The 18191-nt window shown below is 73.1% G+C and carries 16 protein-coding genes and 1 pseudogene; 13 read left to right on the forward strand and 4 right to left on the reverse strand.

Going from position 1 to position 18191, the window contains the following annotated elements; translation table 11 throughout:
• The 3 genes from AXW62_RS34535 to AXW62_RS34545 all read left to right on the forward strand — a co-directional run.
• On the forward strand, positions 1-930 hold a 930-nt coding region (locus AXW62_RS34535; protein ID WP_306305083.1), incomplete at its 5' end, for an alpha/beta fold hydrolase.
• Positions 927-2414, forward strand: a complete 1488-nt coding sequence (locus AXW62_RS34540) for an aldehyde dehydrogenase (protein ID WP_060947916.1) — start codon at positions 927-929, stop codon at positions 2412-2414. The genes AXW62_RS34535 and AXW62_RS34540, both read left to right, overlap by 4 nt.
• A 97-nt stretch (positions 2415-2511) precedes the next feature.
• On the forward strand, positions 2512-3192 hold the full coding sequence (locus AXW62_RS34545) for a GntR family transcriptional regulator (protein ID WP_030841574.1): 681 nt from the start codon (positions 2512-2514) through the stop codon (positions 3190-3192).
• A gap of 169 nt (positions 3193-3361) precedes the next feature.
• Here the strand turns inward: AXW62_RS34545 and AXW62_RS34550 are convergent, their stop codons facing one another.
• Complete coding sequence (locus AXW62_RS34550) at positions 3362-4840, reverse strand: FGGY-family carbohydrate kinase (protein ID WP_060947929.1); 1479 nt, start codon at positions 4838-4840, stop codon at positions 3362-3364.
• 570 nt (positions 4841-5410) lie between these two features.
• Between AXW62_RS34550 and bglX the strand changes: the two genes are divergently transcribed.
• From bglX to AXW62_RS34585, 7 genes and pseudogenes are all read left to right on the forward strand, one after another.
• On the forward strand, positions 5411-7693 hold the full coding sequence (gene bglX / locus AXW62_RS34555) for a beta-glucosidase BglX (RefSeq protein ID WP_079115932.1): 2283 nt from the start codon (positions 5411-5413) through the stop codon (positions 7691-7693).
• 14 nt (positions 7694-7707) lie between these two features.
• Positions 7708-7989 (forward strand): annotated as a pseudogene (locus AXW62_RS34560) (AEC family transporter); the annotation flags it as partial.
• 262 nt (positions 7990-8251) lie between these two features.
• Positions 8252-9070 carry a SigB/SigF/SigG family RNA polymerase sigma factor gene (locus AXW62_RS34565; RefSeq protein ID WP_060947918.1) on the forward strand — a complete coding sequence of 273 codons (819 nt, stop codon included), beginning with the start codon at positions 8252-8254 and terminating at the stop codon, positions 9068-9070.
• 150 nt (positions 9071-9220) lie between these two features.
• The gene (locus tag AXW62_RS34570; RefSeq protein WP_060947919.1) at positions 9221-10060 is read left to right on the forward strand and encodes an SDR family oxidoreductase; all 840 of its coding nucleotides are present in this window, start codon (positions 9221-9223) and stop codon (positions 10058-10060) included.
• 46 nt (positions 10061-10106) lie between these two features.
• Entirely contained in the window at positions 10107-10748 is a 642-nt protein-coding gene (locus AXW62_RS34575; RefSeq protein ID WP_060947920.1) for a cysteine peptidase family C39 domain-containing protein, read from the forward strand.
• 121 nt (positions 10749-10869) lie between these two features.
• Positions 10870-11694: an LLM class F420-dependent oxidoreductase gene (locus tag AXW62_RS34580; protein ID WP_060947921.1), complete on the forward strand. Its 825-nt coding sequence runs from the start codon at positions 10870-10872 to the stop codon at positions 11692-11694.
• Between the two features lie 16 nt (positions 11695-11710).
• A complete protein-coding gene (locus AXW62_RS34585; protein WP_060947922.1) occupies positions 11711-12142 on the forward strand; it encodes a TIGR03668 family PPOX class F420-dependent oxidoreductase in 432 nt (143 codons plus the stop codon).
• 21 nt (positions 12143-12163) lie between these two features.
• On the opposite strand, the gene AXW62_RS34590 is transcribed toward AXW62_RS34585, so the two are convergent.
• Positions 12164-12541 carry a DUF2267 domain-containing protein gene (locus tag AXW62_RS34590; RefSeq protein ID WP_060947923.1) on the reverse strand — a complete coding sequence of 126 codons (378 nt, stop codon included), beginning with the start codon at positions 12539-12541 and terminating at the stop codon, positions 12164-12166.
• Positions 12542-12814: 273 nt separating this feature from the next.
• Here AXW62_RS34590 and AXW62_RS34595 point away from each other — a divergent pair, with 273 nt between their 5' ends.
• A complete protein-coding gene (locus tag AXW62_RS34595; RefSeq protein ID WP_060947924.1) occupies positions 12815-13528 on the forward strand; it encodes an HdeD family acid-resistance protein in 714 nt (237 codons plus the stop codon).
• A 117-nt stretch (positions 13529-13645) separates the two neighbouring features.
• On the opposite strand, the gene AXW62_RS44705 is transcribed toward AXW62_RS34595, so the two are convergent.
• Together AXW62_RS44705 and AXW62_RS34600 are read right to left on the reverse strand one after the other, a co-directional pair.
• Positions 13646-13804 (reverse strand): hypothetical protein, encoded by a 159-nt coding sequence (locus tag AXW62_RS44705; RefSeq protein WP_164502469.1) that lies wholly within the window; start codon positions 13802-13804, stop codon positions 13646-13648.
• A gap of 654 nt (positions 13805-14458) precedes the next feature.
• Positions 14459-15613, reverse strand: coding sequence for a baeRF2 domain-containing protein (locus tag AXW62_RS34600; RefSeq protein ID WP_060947925.1), 1155 nt, complete (start codon positions 15611-15613; stop codon positions 14459-14461).
• Between the two features lie 130 nt (positions 15614-15743).
• Here AXW62_RS34600 and polX point away from each other — a divergent pair, with 130 nt between their 5' ends.
• Positions 15744-17489: a DNA polymerase/3'-5' exonuclease PolX gene (gene polX / locus AXW62_RS34605; RefSeq protein WP_060947926.1), complete on the forward strand. Its 1746-nt coding sequence runs from the start codon at positions 15744-15746 to the stop codon at positions 17487-17489.
• A partial coding sequence (locus AXW62_RS34610; protein WP_060947927.1) for a uracil-DNA glycosylase occupies positions 17486-18191 on the forward strand: 706 nt, incomplete at its 3' end. The genes polX and AXW62_RS34610, both read left to right, overlap by 4 nt.

Genomic DNA, 18191 nt, shown 5'->3' on the forward strand with positions numbered 1-18191 from the left:
TCCGCGGGCCCTCCCCGCGCTGCGGCGCGACCGGAGGGCCCCCGCCCGGCGGCGCGGGCCGGTGCCCCGGTGCCGGTGGCGCTGAGCCACGAGGTCCACGGCGACGGCCCCGCGCTGGTGCTGCTGCACGGCGTGGGTCTCGACCGCCGGATGTGGGACCGCTGTCTGCCGGCTCTCGCGGCCCGGCACCGGGTGACGCTGGTCGACCTGCGCGGCCACGGCGCCTCCCCGGCCGCGGCGCCCGGGGTGTCCCTGGCCGAGCTGGCGGCGGATGTCGGGGCGCTGCTGAGCGGCCCCACGCATGTCGTCGGCTTCTCGCTGGGCGCCCTGGTCGCCCAGCGGCTGGGTCTTGACCGGCCGGAGCTGACCGCCTCGCTCACCCTGGTCAGCTCGGTCGCGGACCGGTCGGCGCGGGAGCGGGCCGCGGTGGCCCGCCGTCAGACACTGGCCGCCGAGGACTTCGGGGCGTCCGCGCGGGCCGCGGTCGACCGCTGGTTCTCGCCCGCCTGGCGGGCGGAGGAGCCCGGTCTGGTGCGGAACGTGCTCGACACCCTGCTGGCCACCGACCGGGCCTCCTACCTCGCCTGTTACCGGGTCTTCGGAACGGCCGACACCGAGCTGTGGCAGAGCCTGCCCCGGATCTGCGCCCCCACCGTGGCGGTGACCGGCGAGGGGGACCCCGGTTCGACCCCGGCCATGTCGCACCGGCTGGCCGAGCGGATCCCCGGCGGCCGGGCGGTGATCGTGCCCGGAGCCCGCCACCTGCTGCCGCTGGAATGCCCGCAGGAACTCGCCGAGGTGATCCTCACCCACACCGGAACCCACGGAAGCCACTCCGGAACCCCCACCGGAACCCACGGAAGCCACACCGGCACCCACCCCGGAAGCCACCCCGGAACCCCCACCGGACAGGAGTCCCCCCGCTCATGAACCCCCTGCCGCGCCATGACCACTACATCGCGGGCGAGTGGACCGCCCCCGCCGACGGCGGCTATTTCGCCAGCGTCAACCCGGCCACCGCCGAGCCCTGGTACGAGGCGGCGAGCGGCACCGCCGCCGACGTGGACCGTGCGGTGACCGCCGCCCGTACCGCCTTCGAGGACCCGCGCTGGCGCGATCTGAGCCAGACCCGGCGCGGGCGGCTGCTGCGGAACCTGGGCGATCTGATCGGTGAGCACGCGGAGCGGCTGGCCCGTACCGAGACCCTCGACAACGGCAAGCTGCTGCGGGAGATGCGGGCCCAGCTCGCCGGGCTGCCCGAGTACTTCTACTACTACGCGGGGCTCGCCGACAAAATCCAGGGCGACGTGATCCCCGGGGCGAGCCGCGAACTGCTCAACTACACCCTGCGCGAACCGGTGGGCGTGGTCGGCGCCATCACCCCGTGGAACTCCCCGCTGCTGCTCACCGCCACCAAGCTGGCCCCGGCCCTGGCCGCAGGGAACACGGTGGTGGTCAAGCCCTCGGAGCACACCTCGGCCTCGCTGCTGGCGCTCGCGCCGCTCTTCGAGGAGGCGGGTTTCCCGCCGGGGGTGGTCAACGTGGTCACCGGGTACGGCCCGGACGCGGGCGCGCCGCTCGCGGAGCACGCGGACGTGGCCAAGGTGACCTTCACCGGCTCCAGCGGGACCGGCCGCCGGATCGCCCGCGTCTGCGCCGACCGGCTGATCGGCTGCACCCTGGAACTCGGCGGAAAGTCGCCCAACATCATCTTCCCGGACGCCGACCTGGGCTCGGCCGCCATGGGGGTGATCGCGGGGATCTTCGCGGCCGCCGGCCAGACCTGTGTGGCGGGCAGCCGGGTGCTGGTGCACCGGGAGGTGTACGACGAGGTCCTGGAGCGGGTGACGGCGCGGGCGGCCACGATCCGGATCGGCGATCCGCTGGCGGAGACCACCGAACTGGGCCCGCTCGCCATCGCCGAGCAGCTGGCGAAGGTCGAGTCGTACGTCGAGCTGGGGCAGGCCGAGGGCGGGAAGGTGGTCTGCGGCGGCAGGCGGCCGGAGACGGGCCTCGCCGGGTACTTCTACTCCCCCACCGTCTTCACCGGCACCGACAACGGGATGCGGATCTGCCAGGAGGAGATCTTCGGGCCGGTCGCGACCGTGATGCCCTTCGGCTCCGAGGAGGAGGCCCTGGCGATCGCCAACGACTCCGCGTACGGCCTGGCGGCGGGGGTGTGGACCCGGGACGTGAACCGGGTGCACCGGATGGCCGCCCGGCTGGAGGCCGGGACGGTGTGGGTCAACACCTATCGCTCGATGTCGCCGATGTCGCCCCGGGCCGGGTTCAAGACCAGCGGGATGGGGACCGAGCACGGCACCGAGGTGATCCGGGAGTACACCCGGCTGAAGAGCGTCTGGATCAACACCAGCGAGGAGCCCGCCGGGGATCCGTTCATTCTGAGGTCCTGAGCCGGGCCCCGGCCGACCGGAGGGTTCTTGTATGGCACAACGCCCGAGTGCGTCCGTGGTTGACGGAAAGCGACGGCCACATCTAGGGTCACGTGCCATGCAACGACCCACCGGAAAGCGGCTTCAGCAGACCAGCATGCAGGCGAGGGTCGCCGAAGAGCTGCGGCAGATGATCATCAGTGGTGAGCTGCCGCCCCGCTCCAGCCTCTCCGAGATGGCGCTGTCCGAGACCTTCGGCGTCAGCCGGACGCCCATCCGCGAGGCCCTCAAACAGCTCCAGATCGAGGGGCTGGTGGAGGTCAGGCCGCGGGTCGGCACGTTCGTCGCCGTACCGTCCCGGCGCGAGCTGACCGAGCTGTTCCAGATGAAGGAGCTGCTGGAGGGCGCCGCCGCCCGGCTGCTGGCCTTCCGCGGGAACGTCCCCGAGGTGGAGCGGCTGGAGGCCACGATGAAGGCGGCCGACGCGGCCGTCCGGGACGGCGACACCGAGCAGTACGCGGCGCTGGTCCACGAGTTCCACGACCTGATCGTGGTGGGCGCGGACAACACCAAGCTGGAGGCGCACTACCGCACCCTGATGAACCAGCTGGCCTACGCCCGGCTGGTGCGCACCTCACTGTCCCGGCCCGGCCGGCTGCACGAGTCCGACGGCGAGCACCACCGTGTCCTCAGCCTGATCCAGGCCAAGGACGGCGACGGTGCGGAACGGGTGATGCGGGAGCATGTGCGCATGAGTCACCAGGCCCTGATGGCGGGCATGGACGAGCACCGGACCTGACGAGCACCGGACCTGACGAGCACCGGACCTGACGCGGACGGGGCCTGACACGGTTCGCGCCCGACCAGCACCGGGCCTGACACGGTTCGCGCCCGACCAGCAGTACGCCTGACACGGACCGCGCCCGACCGGCACCACGCCTCACGAGCACCGCGGCGCCCGTCCGCCGTCACGACGCCGAGTCGGCCAGGGCGTGGCCGATGTGCCGGGTCGCCTCGTGCAGCTCCCGGTACAGGGGGTACCGGGCGTCGTAGACCGCGCGCCACTCCTCGTCCGGTGCGACGGTCGCGACGACCGGGTTCCAGCCCTCGGCTTCGGCGCCGAGGGCGCGGGCCACCAGGACGGCGTCACCGAAGCAGGCGCCGACGGTCTCGGCGGGGATCCGCTGCGGCAGGCCGATCGCCGCGGAGACGACGGCCGTCCACAGGCCGCGGGCCCCGCCGCCGACCGCGACCAGCCGGTCGATCCGGGCACCGGCGTCGGCGAACGCCTCCAGGTTGTGGCGGACCCCGAAGGCGGTGGCCTCCAGCGCCGCCCGGTACAGCTCCGCCCGCCCGTGGCGCAGGGTCAGCCCGATGACGGTGCCCCGCGCCCGGGGATCGAACAGCGGGGTGCGCTCCCCGGCGAAGTACGGCAGCATCAGCAGCCCGCGCGCCCCGGGCGGCACCTGTTCGGCCTCGGCCAGCAGGGTGGCGAAGTCCGAGCCGGTGAGGTCGCGCAGCCAGTCGGTGAGGCTGCCGGAGGTGGCCATCCCGGCCGCGAGGCAGTAACTCCCGGGCCGCACACCGGTGGTGCCCCACAGCGCGGGGTGGCGCATCGGCCGCTCGCCCATGACGGTGAGGAACATGGTCGAGCCGTACATCACCATCGCGTCGCCGGGGGCCAGCGCGTCCACGCTGGCGGCCTCCGCCCACGCGTCGATGGTGCCCGCGGTCACCGGCGTCCCCTCGGGCAGCCCGGTGGCCTCGGCGGCGGCCGGGTGCACGGTGCCGACCACCTCACTGGGCCAGGCGAGCGCCGGGAGGTCCAGGCCGGGGGCGACCCGCTGGGCCCAGGCGCCGTTCCAGCGCCGGGCGTCGAGGTCGTAGAGCGGATCGCACTGGCTGGCCGAGTGGTGGTCCAGCCGGTACTCCCCGGTCAGTCGGTGCACCAGCCAGCTGGAGGCCATGAAGAAACGGCGGGTGCGCCGCCACACCTCCGGTTCGTGGCGGGCGAGCCAGCGCAGCTTGGGGCCGACCGCCTGGCTGGTGAGCGGGGAGCCGCCGCGGGCCAGGATCTCCTCCGCGCCGAGTTCGGCGGTGAGTTCGGCGATCTCGGCGGTGGCGCGGGTGTCGACGCCGTAGAGGATCGCGGGGCGCAGCGGACGGCCGGCCGTGTCGGCGGGCAGCAGACACGGGCCGATGCCGGACACGCCGACCCCGGCCACCGCCCGCGCGTCCACGCCGTCGGCGGTCAGCAGGTCCCGGACGATTGAGGTGAAGTCGGCCCACCACACGGCCTCGGCGTCGTGCTCGAACCATCCGGGCCGGGGGGTGGCGGTGCGGTGCGGGCGTATGGCGCGGGCGAGCACCCGGCCGTCGGCGCGGACCGCCACCCCCTTGGACGACCCGGTGCCGATGTCCACCCCGACGAAGAGCGGCTCACTCATCGCCGGCCGCCGCACGGGTGGGGCGCGGCGCGGGGCGGAGCCGGTTCCCGGCGCCGGTCAGGGGTTCGCGCGGGGTGGCACGGCCGTCTCCGGATCGCCGTCGCGCCCGCTCGTCAGCAGGTCGGCGCGGGCCTCGGCGGAGGGGTGCGGAAGCGGCTCCCCGGGCGTCGGTGAGGCCGGGGAGGGACTGCTGCCGCAGTGAGGTGATGGGCACCGGCGGGCTCCTTCCGACGGGTGGGACCGGCACTCTGGCGGATCGGACCGACACGGGTCAACCGTTGACGGTTAAATCTCATTGTCACTCTCCGGCGTCCGCCCGGAACACAGAACACCCGGAACGCAGACACCCGGAGCGCAGAACACCCGGAGCGGAGAGCCCCCGGAGCGGAGAGCCCCCGGACGAAGCGGGGCACCCAGAAGTACCGGGGACAGGCCCGCGATCGTGGCGTACGTTGGCAGAAGACCCAACGGCGCAGGCGGTTCCCCTCCCGCACCCGGCCGTGACCGGCGTGGTTCCGCGGCCGGCGGCGGCTCCGCACGGCGCTCGGGACTCTTCGAGGGATCACGACCATGAACGATGTGCGCAGACGTACGGTGCTCGCCGCGGCCGGCGGGACGGCGGTCGCGGGCAAGGCCGCGACCGCCCGGGCCCAGTCCCCCGCCGCCTCCGACGCGGCCCGGCGGGCGGGAACGGAGCCCGGCCCCCATGAGGCGGAGGTCCGGGCCCTGCTGGGGCGGATGACGGTCGACGAGAAGCTGGGGCAGTTGCAGCAGCTGGCCTGGACCGGCGCCACCGGACCGGGCGGCGGGCAGACCGCCGCGGCGGAGCAGGCGGCCCGCCGGGGCAGGCTCGGCTCCGTGCTCAATGTCTACGGGGCGCGGACCACCAACACCCTGCAGCGGATGGCCGTCCGGGAGTCCCGGCTGGGCATTCCGCTGATCTTCGGGCTGGATGTCATCCATGGCATGTGGACCACCTTCCCCATCCCGCTCGGCCAGGCGGCGGCCTTCGATCCCGCGGTGGCCGAGCGGGACGCGGAGGTGTCGGCGAGGGAGGCCCGCTCCAACGGTGTGCACTGGGCGTTCTCCCCGATGATGGACGTCACCCACGAACCGCGCTGGGGGCGGATCGCCGAGGGCGGCGGCGAGGACCCGTATCTGACGGCGGCGCTCGCCGTCGCCAAGACCCGCGGCTACCAGGGCGAGGACCTCCGCTCCCGGGACCGCCTCGCGGCCTGCGCCAAGCACCTGGTCGCCTACGGGGGCGTCGAGGGCGGCCGGGACTACAACACGGTGGACGTCTCCGAGGCCCGGCTGCGCAACCTCTACCTGCCACCGTTCCGGGCGGCCGTGGACGCCGGGGTGGCCACCGTGATGGCGAGCTTCAACACCGTCAGCGGGGTCCCCGCCCACGGCTACCGGCATGCCCTGACCGAGATCCTCAAGGAGGAGTGGGCCTTCGGCGGCTTCGTCGTCAGCGACTACAACGGCGTTCAGGAAATGACCGTCCACGGCTACGCCGCCGACCGCTCCGACGCGGCCCGGCTGGCCTTCGTCGCCGGGATCGACATGGAGATGGCCAGCACCACCCTCAACGAGTACGGCAAGCGGCTGCTGCGCAGCGGGCGGATCACCACCGACCGGCTGGACGACGCGGTGGCCCGCATCCTGCGCCTGAAGTTCCGGCTCGGGCTCTTCGACCACCCCTACGCGGACGAGGACGCGGTGATCGCCGGGCCGACGAAGGCGTCCCGGGCGGCGGCGCGCGAGGCGGCCGGGCGCACCATGGTGCTGCTGAAGAACGAGAAGTCCACGCTGCCGCTGGGCAGATCCGGCTCCATCGCCGTGGTCGGTCCGTTCGCCGACTCCACCGACCTGCGCGGCTCCTGGGCCGGGACCTGGGCGGACGCGTTCCGCCCGGTGACGGTCCTGGAGGCGGTCAAGGACGCGGCCCCGAAGGCGCGTATCAGCCATGTCCGGGGCGTGGACGCGTCCGGCCGGAACACCAGGGGCATCGCCCGCGCGGCCTCGGCGGCCAGGGCGACCGATGTGACGGTGGTGGTGGCCGGTGAGGCGGCGGCGCTCAGCGGGGAGGCGTCGGTGCGCGGCGACATCACACTGCCCGGCGAGCAGGAACGGCTGATCACCGCCATCGCGGACACCGGCGCGCCGTTCGTGGTGGTGCTGCTGAGCGGGCGCCCGCTGACGATGGAGGGCTGGCTGGACCGCACGCCCGCCGTGCTCCAGGCGTGGCATCCGGGGCTCGAGGGCGGCCACGCCATCGCGGATGTGCTGTTCGGCGCCGTGAATCCCGGTGGCAAGCTCCCGGTGACCTTCCCGCGCGCCGTCGGGCAGATCCCCGTCTACTACAACCACGAGAACACCGGGCGTCCCTACGACCCGCACAACCACTACACCTCCGGGTACCTCGATCTGGCCGACGGCCCCCAGTTCCCCTTCGGCCACGGCCTCAGCTACACCACCTTCGACATCGGCGAACCCCGGCTCGGCGTCAGCCGCGTCCGGGCCGAGGCGCTGCGCAAGGGCGACACCGTGGAGGTGGCGGTCCCGGTGCGCAACACCGGGCGCCGCAAGGGCGATGAGGTGGTGCAGCTCTACATCCGCGATCCGGTGGCGAGCATCGTGCAACCGGTCCGCAGGCTCAGCGGGTTCCGCCGGGTCACCCTCCGCGCCGGGGAGGCCACCACCGTCCGGTTCCGGCTGGGCGCGGAGGAGCTGGGCTTCTGGACCCAGGACCGGCAGGGCCGGTTCCTCCTGGAGAAGGGCGAGATCCAGGTCTTCGCGGGCAACAGCTCCCTGGCGAAGCGCGAACGCGTTCTGACCATCACCTGAACGTCCCGCTGGTGCTCCCCGGGCGGGGCGCGGAGCGGGGGCCGGTGCTGCTGTCGGTGGCGCTGAAGTCCTTCGCCCAGCCGGTGGTCGCCTGGGCCATCGCGGCGGGGGTGTTCGAGCTGGACGGCCCGGCGCTCTTCGCCGCCGTCGTCACCTCCGCGCTGCCGGCGGCCCAGAACCTGTTCACCTATGCCTCACGGTATGAGACCGCCACCGTCCTGGCCCGTGAGTCGATCCTGCTGTCCACGCTGCTCGCGGCACCGGTGCTGATGACGGTCGCGGCGCTGCTGGGCTGAGACCGTCCCCTGTGGCGCCGCGGTGACCAGGGCGTTCGCACCGGCGCGAGGCGTCGTCAGCCCCTGGGGAGAAACCTTGGTTTACCCCCAGGGGCCCCGGGCAGGCGGATACTCGTGCTTCGGACCGCAGGCACGCACCGCGGGAGCAGTCTGTACCGCTCCAGACCGCGGCGGCGCGCCGGTCCGCACGTCTCCGTGAGCCTTCCGCGAGGCAACCCCCGGTCCCAGGCGACCCGTCAGCCCATCGCAGGAGGTGTGTTCCGTGACGACCGCGACGCAGCACATGGCCCGGCCCCGGACCGGCCCCACGAAGCACTCGCACGACGACGCGCCCGACACCAGCGCCGAGTTCGCGGAAATGGCCCAGCTCCCCGAGGGGCCGGAGAAGGAGGAGCTGCGCCGGCGGGTCGTGGAGGCGTGGATGCCGATGGCCGAACGGCTGGCCCGGCAGTACCGCAACCGCGGCGAGTCCCTGGAGGACCTGCAGCAGGTGGCCGCGCTCGGCCTGGTCAAGGCCGTCAAGCGGTACGACCCGGAACACGGCACCGCCTTCGCCGGATTCGCGGTGCCCACGATCGTCGGCGAGATCAAGCGCCACTTCCGGGACCATCTGTGGGTGCTGCATGTGCCCCGCCGGGTCCAGGAGCTGCGCAACCGGGTGCGGGCCGCCCACCGGGAGCTGTCCCATTCGCCGGACGACCGGCCGCCGCGGATCCAGGAGATCGCCGAGCGCACCGGTCTGACCGAGAAGGAGGTGCGCGCGGGCGTGGAGGCCATGGGCAGCTTCACCCCGCTGTCCCTGGACGCCCAGCTGCCCGGCGCGGACGACGGCTACTCCCTGGCCGACACGCTGGGCGGCCAGGAGCCCGCGTACGACCGGGTGGTGGACCGCGAGGCCGTACGGCCCGGTCTCACCCGGCTCCCCGACCGCGAGCGGCAGATCCTCTATCTGCGTTTCTTCTGCGACATGACGCAGGGCCGGATCGCGGAGCAGCTGGGCATCTCCCAGATGCACGTCTCACGGCTCATCAACCGCACCTGCTCGACGCTGCGCGCCCAGGCGCTGGCCGAGGCCGGCTGAGCCGGAGCCGCGTTGCGCCGCTGGAACGATGTGCGTCACCTCAGCGGGTGATGCGGCGCCGTGGAAGCCGTGGAAAGGGACGGCTCATCCCGTGGACTGCCAGGGTCGGTGCCGCGGGTGACGGAAACCCGAGCGAAGGAGAGGGAGCCAGTGAACACCAACCCCGATCGTCCTCCTCCGGTGTACGCCCCGGAACTCCTCAAGGGGCAGAAGGCGCTGGTGACCGGGGCCAACTCGGGGATCGGAAGAGCGACCGCGATCGCCCTGGGGCGCTCCGGCGCGGATGTGGTGGTCAACTACGTCAGCGACCGGCCGGCCGCCGAGGCCGTCGTCGCCGAGGTCCGAAGCCACGGTGTGCGCTCCTACGCGCAGCAGGCGGACGTCTCCCAGGAGGACCAGGTCATCGACATGGTGTCCACGATGGTCGACCGCCTGGGCACGATCGACATCCTGGTCGCCAACGCGGGGCTGCAGCGTGACGCGCCGACGACGGAGATGACGCTGGCGCAGTGGGAGAAGGTGATCTCCGTCAACCTCACCGGCCAGTTCCTGTGTGCCAGGGAGGCGATCAAGGAGTTCCTGCGGCGCGGGGTGGTGCCGGAGGTGTCGCGCTCGGCCGGGAAGATCATCTGCATGAGCTCGGTGCACCAGACCATCCCGTGGAGCGGCCATGTGAACTACGCGGCGGCCAAGGGCGGTGTGGCGATGCTGATGGAGACCCTGGCGCAGGAGTTCGCGCCCCAGCGGATCAGGGTGAACTCCATCGCGCCCGGCGCCATCAAGACCCCGATCAACCGCGATGCCTGGGAGACCCCCGAGGCGCGGTCCGCGCTCTTGCAGCTCATCCCCTACGGCCGGATCGGCGCTCCGCTGGACGTCGCCAACGCCGCCGTCGTCCTCGCCTCCGACCTGTGCGACTACCTGGTGGGCAGCGCCCTCTACGTGGACGGCGGCATGACCCTCTTCCCGGGCTTCGCCACGGGCGGCTGAGCCGGGACCGGGGCGCGGCGGGCGGGACTTGCGGAAGACTGTGCGCATGGCCGTAGACCTGGTACCGATCACCCATCCCGTTCCCTACTACGCCCAGTGGGAGTCGCCCGCGCTGGTGCCGGACATCATCGCGGGCACCCTGTCGGCGGCCGACGATCCGCTGTGGCAGAAGTCCGGGGCCGCGAGCCCGGACGAGTACGCGTTCTGGTCGTGGCGGCTGTGCGGGATGGCGTGTCTGCGCATGGCCCTGGACCACTGGCGCGGCACCGCGCCCCCCGCGGTGACGCTCGCCGAGGAGTGTGTCGAGGCCGGGGCCTACGTACGCCATCCGGACCGGGTGGACGGGCTGATCTACGCCCCGTTCGCCGCCTATGCGCGGCGGCGCTGGGAGCTGTTCGCCGAGTCCCGGCCGCGGCTGCCGGCCGAGGAGCTGCCGGGGCACCTCGCGGCCGGGCGGCTGGCGATGCTCTCCGTCCATCCCTCCCTGCGCACCCTGGACCCGCGACCGCCGCACCGGGGCGGCCATCTGGTGCTGGCCGTGGGCGCCACCCGGGACCACCTCCTGGTGCACAATCCGTCGGGCTTCCCGGACGGCTCGCAGCGGTTCGCGGAGGTCCCCTGGGCCGACCTCGGGCGGTTCTACGCGGAGCGCGGTGTCCTCCTCGGGCCCGGCGGGCACCGGCCGTAGGGCCTGCCGTCGAAGGGGCGCCCGGCCGCGCCGCGTCACTCGTGCGCACCGTTGCGGTTCCCGCGCGGCCGGGTACTCATGTGGTTCCCGCAGACATCGGCGCATCTTCCAGGGAGCCGCAGTGAAAATCGGCGTATCGACGTTCGTCACCGACCAGGGCATCCGGCCCGCCCCGCTGGGGCGGGCCCTCGAGGAGCGCGGGTTCGAGTCGCTCTTCATCGCTGAGCACAGCCATATCCCCGTGGAGCGCCGCACCCCCTACCCGGGGGGCGGCGAGCTGCCGGAGATGTATTACCGCACCCTCGACCCGTTCGTCGCGCTGAGCGCGGTCGCCGCGGTGACCCAGTCGCTCCGGGTGGGGACGGGCATCGCCCTGGTGGCGCAACGGGACCCGATCACCACCGCCAACGAAGTGGCCTCCCTGGACCTGATCTCCGAGGGGAGGGCCGTCTTCGGGGTCGGGGTCGGCTGGAACCGCGAGGAGATGGAGAACCACGGGACGGATCCGTCCACCCGGGGCCGGCTGGTGAACGAGCGGCTGCGTGCCATCCGTGAGCTGTGGACGAAGGAAAAGGCCGAGTTCCACGGGGAGTTCGTGAACTTCGACCCCGTCTACCAGTGGCCCAAGCCGGTCCAGCAGCCGCATCCGCCGATCTATGTGGGCGGCGGTGAGGGCGCGTTCCGGCGGATCGCCGACCTCGGCGACGCCTGGCTGGCCAACAGCGAGTCCCCGGAGAAGCTGCACCCGCAGATCGAGCGGCTGCGCGAGGTGGCCGGGCGCGAGGTGCCGGTGACGGTGTACGTGGTGCCCGAGGACCCCGACGTGGTCGAGGGGTACCGGCGCATCGGTGTGGAGCGGGTGCTGTTCTATCTGCCGACGCTGCCGGAGGCGGAGACGAACGCCCGGCTGGACGCGATGGCACAGCTCGCCGACCGGTTCCGGTGAACCGCCGGGAACCTCGATGCCGAAGCTGACGAGCGCGCAGGCGCGCGAGCGTTTCGCACGGGCCAGGGTGGCCCGGCTGGCGACCGTCGGCGCCGGGGACCGCCCGCACCTGGTGCCGGTGGTCTTCGCGCTGACCGGCGACACGGTGGTGATGGCCGTCGACCACAAGCCGAAGCGGACGACGGCGCTGAAGCGCCTGGCCAACATCCGCGCACACCCCGAGGTGTGCCTCCTGGTGGACGGCTACGACGAGGACTGGGACCGGCTGTGGTGGGCGCGGGCCGACGGCACGGCCCGCGTCCTGCCCCCGGCGGACGAGTCGGCGGTGTCCTCGGGCCACGTCCGGCTGCTCGTGGAGACCTATCCGGCCCAGTACGGGGACCGGCCGCCGCGCGGGCCGGTCGTGGAGGTCGCCGTCGGCCGGTGGAGCGGCTGGCGGGCCGTATGAGCCGGGGCCGCCGCGGAGGCGTCAGCGCGTGCTCTCCGCCATCCTCGCGAACTCGCCGCCCAGCTGGGACATGGCGTGGTCGTACTCCTCCGGGGAGACGGCCTCGCGCAGCGTGGCGAGGACCGCCCGGACGCCTCGGCCGGCCTCCGGCTCGGACAGCCCGGTGCGCTCGCGCACTCTGCGGATCGACTCACCGGGATCGAAGATCTCCATCTCCTCCGGCCCCCTGCGGAGGGATTCCCGGAGGTGTTCGGGCAGCTCCAGGGCGAGATCGCGGGCCTCGCCCGCGCTCAGGCGGGCCGCCAGGGTCTCGAGCGTGGCGCGGGTGACATCGGCCGCCTCCTGCCGGGAGAGCTGGGTGCGGTCCGCCACCGTCTGGAAGAACTCCCTGTCGTCCATGCGGGCCTCCCTGCGACGCACACCAGCACACGGCCTCATCCACCACCTTGCCACGCGCGTGGGCCGCCCGCGAGGGGCCCCCGGAGCCGCCGGGACGCGCCGGCCGGCCTTGGCGCACCGGCCGGCGCCGGGGCCGTCATCGGGCGCCGGGGCGGTGTACCGGACGGCGTCTTCAGGCGCCGGGACGGCGTCACCAGGCGCCGGGACGGGTGCGGAGGGACGATGGTTGTTGTGGGCTTCGGCCCTCCTGTTCCCCCGAGGAGGTGGACGACCATGACTTACCCCTCCGACCGTCCTCATGGCGCCGGAGCGCCCGGGGAGGAACCCTTCGGGCACACCGGAGAGCGGCCCTCCGGCGAGGCCGGCCCGTACACCACGGCACAGAACATGCTGTCCAACGCCGCCTGGCAGGTCCTGGTGACCGCGGGTCTGGTGGCGATCGCGCTGGGTGTCATGGTGCTGGTGTGGCCGGGGCCTACCCTGGCGGTGGTCGGCGTCCTGTTCGGCGCGTACCTGCTGATCACCGGGATCTTCCAGCTGGCCGGGGCCTTCGGTGGGCATATACCGGGACATCTGCGGGTGCTGAGCTTCATCACCGGGGCGCTGAGCGTGCTGCTCGGACTGCTCTGCTTCCGGGGCCCGGCCCAGTCGATCCTGCTGCTCGCGCTGTGGATCGGCTTCGCCTGGCTGATCCGGGGCGTGATGCAGACCGCCGGCGCCGTCTCCGGTGAGGGCATGCCCGCCCGGGGCTGGCAGCTGTTCCTCGGTGTGCTCACCATCCTGGCCGGGATCATCCTGATCGTGGCGCCCTTCGGCTCGCTCCTCGCGCTCACCGTGGTGACCGGTATCTGGCTGCTGGCGCTGGGCATCATCGAGGTCATCCACGGCATCCAGCTGCGCGCCCACTTCGGCGGCCACGGCGCCGCGCGCAGGGAACACCGGGGTGTGCACTTCCCCTTCCGCTCACAGCCGCATCCCCAGGCGTAGCCCGGCCGTCGCGGCGGCCGCTCACGGCCGTCGCGACGGACTCACGGACGGTCAGGGGCTCCGGCCGGGACACGGTCAGGGGCTCCGGCTGGGACGGGGCCGCAGGGCGGGGGCGGGTCAGCGGGTCTGCACCCACCACGCCATCAGGCCGATGGCCGCGGTGCCGCACGCGTAGGACGCGCCACGGACGAAGTTGGCGGCGGCGAGCCGCCCGTATCGACGCCATCTACTGCTGGAACGGCTGGGTACCGGTGGGCGAACCTCCATCGTGTGCATATGGAGCCCCTTTCGTGAGCGTACGGACAGTGACTGTCCGACAGGGGGGAACGACGCGCTGGAGAAAGCATACAAAAGTGTGAACTTGTCTCAGGTGTCGGACTCGCCGAAAAAATTCCTTTCGACACGTTTTCAGGACACGGCCGTTCAGCAGTGCTCGGAGCCGCGGGAATGGTACGGGTGGCAGCTGATCCAGCCCCGGATCCGGGCCGAGGGCCCGCACCGCCCAGGCCCGCCGTGCGACAGGGGGCGGTGAGCGGCCCCGACTCCCTGGCCCACGGGCTCGCCGCGTCGCCCGGGCGGCGAACGGGCGGTACGGGCAGCCATGTTCACTCGGGCGAAAGGCGGCGGCCACATCGATCCAGCCCGAGCCGCCCGGCGCGGCAGACACCGGACAGCACGCACACCGGCCCAGAGGAGATGTACGACGGCCTCGCCCCCGATCCCGCGGGAGCCGCCCGGCGCACCGGACGCCGGAGGTCGGCCGCGCCACGGCGTCAGGGGTCGGCGCAGCGGACTCAGGGGACGCCGCAGCGGGCTCCTGGTCAGCGCAGCGGGCTCCGCGGCGGGCTCAGGTGTCGGCGCGCCGGGCGGGCCCGCACCTCGTCAGGCGCAACCGGGCACCGAGGGGCACCCGCACCCGGCGGCAGCGCGTCACGCGTGCCAGCGCAGCACCGCGCCCAGGCCCCCGGCCGGTCCCGGCATCCCCTCGGGCACCAGCAGCACCTCGGTGTCGGCCACCGCCGCGGACCGCATCAGCGCGTCGTCCGCCCGCGCCGGTTCGGGCGTCCTGACGCCCATGGCCCGCGCCTGGGACCGCTGCACGGCGACCTGGTCGGCGCCGGGGCCGATCCACACCTCGTGGCGCATATCGCCTCCCGTGTGCCCCAGCAGCAGCGTGGCCGCCTGATGGCTGCGCATGACCTCCACGACCGCCGGTACCCCCTCCGCCGCGCCGCTGCTCGGCGGCGCGGTGTCGTCGTGTCCGCCCGCGCCGGGCCCGCCGGGGCGGCCCCGGCCGGCGCGGAAGAGATCGAGAACCGACTCCAGATGGGCGCGGGCCTGTTCCGCCCGGGCATGGCAGATCTCCGCGTCCAGCAGCTCGGAGCAACTGCCGGCCCTGCTGCCGTGGCGGATCTCGGCCGCCTGGTCCCGCAGCGGCTCGGGCAGCCGGTCCCGTACCGCCCGGCGCCCGCGCGGGTCACCAGCCAGGATCAGCAGCTCGGCGTCGCTGTCGGCCCACCGTCGCACCAGCTCGTCGGCCACCCGCTCGGCGGTCTGCTCCCAGGTGTTCCCGATCCGGTTGCGGTAGTGCCACTCGTGGCGGTCGGCGGGCACCGACCGGTGGCCCCGGCCGTGCGGTCGGCCGCCCGGTGCCCGGCCCGCCGGGCGGGTACCGGTGGCGTCCCGCAGCTCCAGATCGGCGCCCGCCTGGTCGACGAACGCCACCAGACAGGCCGGCCACTCGCCGCGCAGCGAGGCCAGCGGCGCCACCCTGGGCAACGTGGACCAGGACGTCACCACATCGAGCGGGGAGGTGGCCAGCGGCAGGTCGAGCACCACCTCACCGTGCGCCGCGAACAGCGCCCTCCCCGCGGAGGCCCTGGCCTCCTGCTCACCGGCCAGCCGCTCGACCACCGCGTCGCAGGTGGCGCGGTCGGCGCCCTGGCCGGTCAGCTGATCCGCCACGAACCGCTCCCGCAGCCTGCGCCGCCTGGGCGCGTCCTCCATGGTGCGGGAGGTGTCCATGTACACACCCGCCCACGGACCGGGGCGTTCGAACAACGGCTTCAGGAATCCAACGTCCATGACCTCCCCCAAACCCGGGGAACCAGACGGCGGAACCGGTCGACCCGGCCTGCCGGGATCGCCGATCCGCTCCTGCCACCAGGATCCCTCCACCTCACCGGGAGCGCCAGAGACGACTAGAATCGCTGGCATGGCTCGCTCCAACGAGGAGGTCGAAGCCCTCCTGCGCGAGTACGCCGATCTCCTCCTGATCACGGGCGGGGACGCGTACCGGGCGCGTGCTTATGAGAAGGCCGCCCGGGCGATCGGCGGCCATGCGGCCGACATCTCGCAGTTCGACGCCAAGGCGCTGCGGGAGATCCCCAATGTCGGCCGGTCGATCGCCGACAAGGTGGTCGAGTACCTGCGCACCGGGACCATGCCCGCCGTCGAGGAGGCACGCGCCGCGATCCCGGCGGGGGTGCGGGAGCTGACCGCCATCCCGGCGCTCGGCCCCAAGAAGGCCATGATCCTCTACGAGGAGCTGCAGATCTCCTCGATCGACCAGCTGGCGGACGCGATCGAGGACCACCAGCTGCGCGATCTCAAGGGGTTCGGGCCGAAGTCCGAGGAGAACATCCTCCACGGCATCGAGCTGATGCGCGCCGCCGGGCACCGCATCCCGCTCGACGAGGCCATGGAGGTGGCCGACGACATCGTGGCCGCGCTGTCCCGGGTGCCCGGCTGCCGGCGGTGTGCGTACGCCGGGTCGCTGCGCCGGATGAAGGAGACCGTGGGCGATGTGGACATCCTGGTCGCGGCGGAGGAATCCGGCCCGTTCATGGAGGCGTTCACCCGGCTTCCGTTCACCTCGGAGGTGATCGCGCACGGCCAGAAGAAGACCTCGATCCGCACCACCAAGGGGCTCCAGGTGGACCTGCGGGTCCTGCCGCTGGACTCCTGGGGCGCGGGACTGCTCTACTTCACCGGCTCGAAGGCGCACAACATCCGCGTCCGCGCGATCGCGGTGCGCCATGGCCTCAAACTCTCCGAGTACGGCCTCTTCGAGACCAAGAGCGGGAAGACGATCGCCTCGCGGAGCGAGGAGGACGTCTACGCCCGGCTGGGCATGGACTGGATCCCGCCGACGCTGCGCGAGGACCGGGGCGAGGTCAAGGCCGCTCTCGAAGGCCAACTCCCCCGGCTGGTCACGGAGTCCGACCTCCGGGGCGATCTGCACACCCACACCGACCTCACCGACGGGCTGGAACCGCTGGAGGCCATGATCGCCAAGGCGGAGCGGCGCGGATACGCGTACTACGCCGTCACCGATCACGCCCCCAAGCTGTACATGCAGCAGATGACCGAGGAGAAGATGCTGGCCCAGCGGAAGCGGGTGCGCGCGCTCGACCGGGGGCGCGGGCGCCGGGACACCCGGCTGCTGCACGGTGTGGAGCTGAACATCGACCCCGACGGGGACGTGGACTGGCCGCCTGAGTTCCTCGACGACTTCGACCTGTGCGTGGCCTCGGTGCACACGCAGTTCGGTCAGCCCCGGCAGGCCATGACCCGGCGGCTGGTGAGGGCCTGCGAGAACCCACACGTCAACGTCATCGGCCATCCGACGACCCGGCTGATCGGCAAACGGCCGGGGATCGACGCCGATGTGGACGAGGTGTTCGCCGCCTGTGCGCGCACCGGCACCGCGCTGGAGATCAACGCCCACCCGGACCGGCTCGACCTGTCGGACGAGCACATCCTGCGGGCGAAGTCGTACGGGGCGGTGTTCGCCCTGGACAGCGACGCCCACTCGACCCGGGACCTGGACAACATGCGGTACGGGGTGGGCATGGCCCAACGCGGCTGGCTCACCCCGGACGACGTCATCAACACCTGGCCGCTGACCCGGCTGCGGCGTTTTCTGCGCAAGGACACGGGGCACCAGCCCCACACATGAGCACCTTCGAACCCGCACGCTCCTACCCCGCCCGTCAGGCCCCCGGCGCCGGAACCCTGGCCGAGCTGGACGAACGGCTGGTGCACTGCCGCGCCTGCCCCCGGCTGGTCCAGTGGCGCGAGGAGGCCGCCCGCACCAAGCGCCGGTCCTTCGCCGACTGGGACTACTGGGGGCGGCCGGTGCCCGGGTTCGGGCCACCGGACGCCGCGGTGGCGATCGTGGGTCTCGCCCCGGCCGCCCACGGGGCCAACCGCACGGGCCGGATGTTCACCGGCGACCGCTCCGGCGACTTCCTCTACGCGGCGCTGTACGACCTCGGGCTGGCCAGCCAGCCCACCGCCACGCACCTCGGCGACGGTCTGGAGCTGCGCGGGGTCAGGATCACCTCGCCGGTGCACTGCGCCCCGCCCGCGAACCGGCCCACCCCCGAGGAGCGGGACACCTGCCGCTCGTGGCTGGCCGGCGAGCTGCGGCTGCTGCGGCCGACGCTGCGGGCCGCCGTGGTGCTCGGCGCGTTCGGCTGGCAGGCCGTGATGCCCGCGCTGGCGGAGGGCGGATGGGCCGTGCCCCGGCCGCGTCCCGTCTTCGCGCACGGCGCGCGGACCACGCTGCCGGCGGCCGACGACGGGGCGCCGCTCACGCTCTTCGGCTGCTACCACGTGAGCCAGCAGAACACCTTCACCGGCCGGCTCACCCCGGCCA

Origin of the sequence: Streptomyces hygroscopicus subsp. hygroscopicus (assembly GCF_001553455.1) — a bacterium.
Classification (GTDB): domain Bacteria; phylum Actinomycetota; class Actinomycetes; order Streptomycetales; family Streptomycetaceae; genus Streptomyces; species Streptomyces hygroscopicus.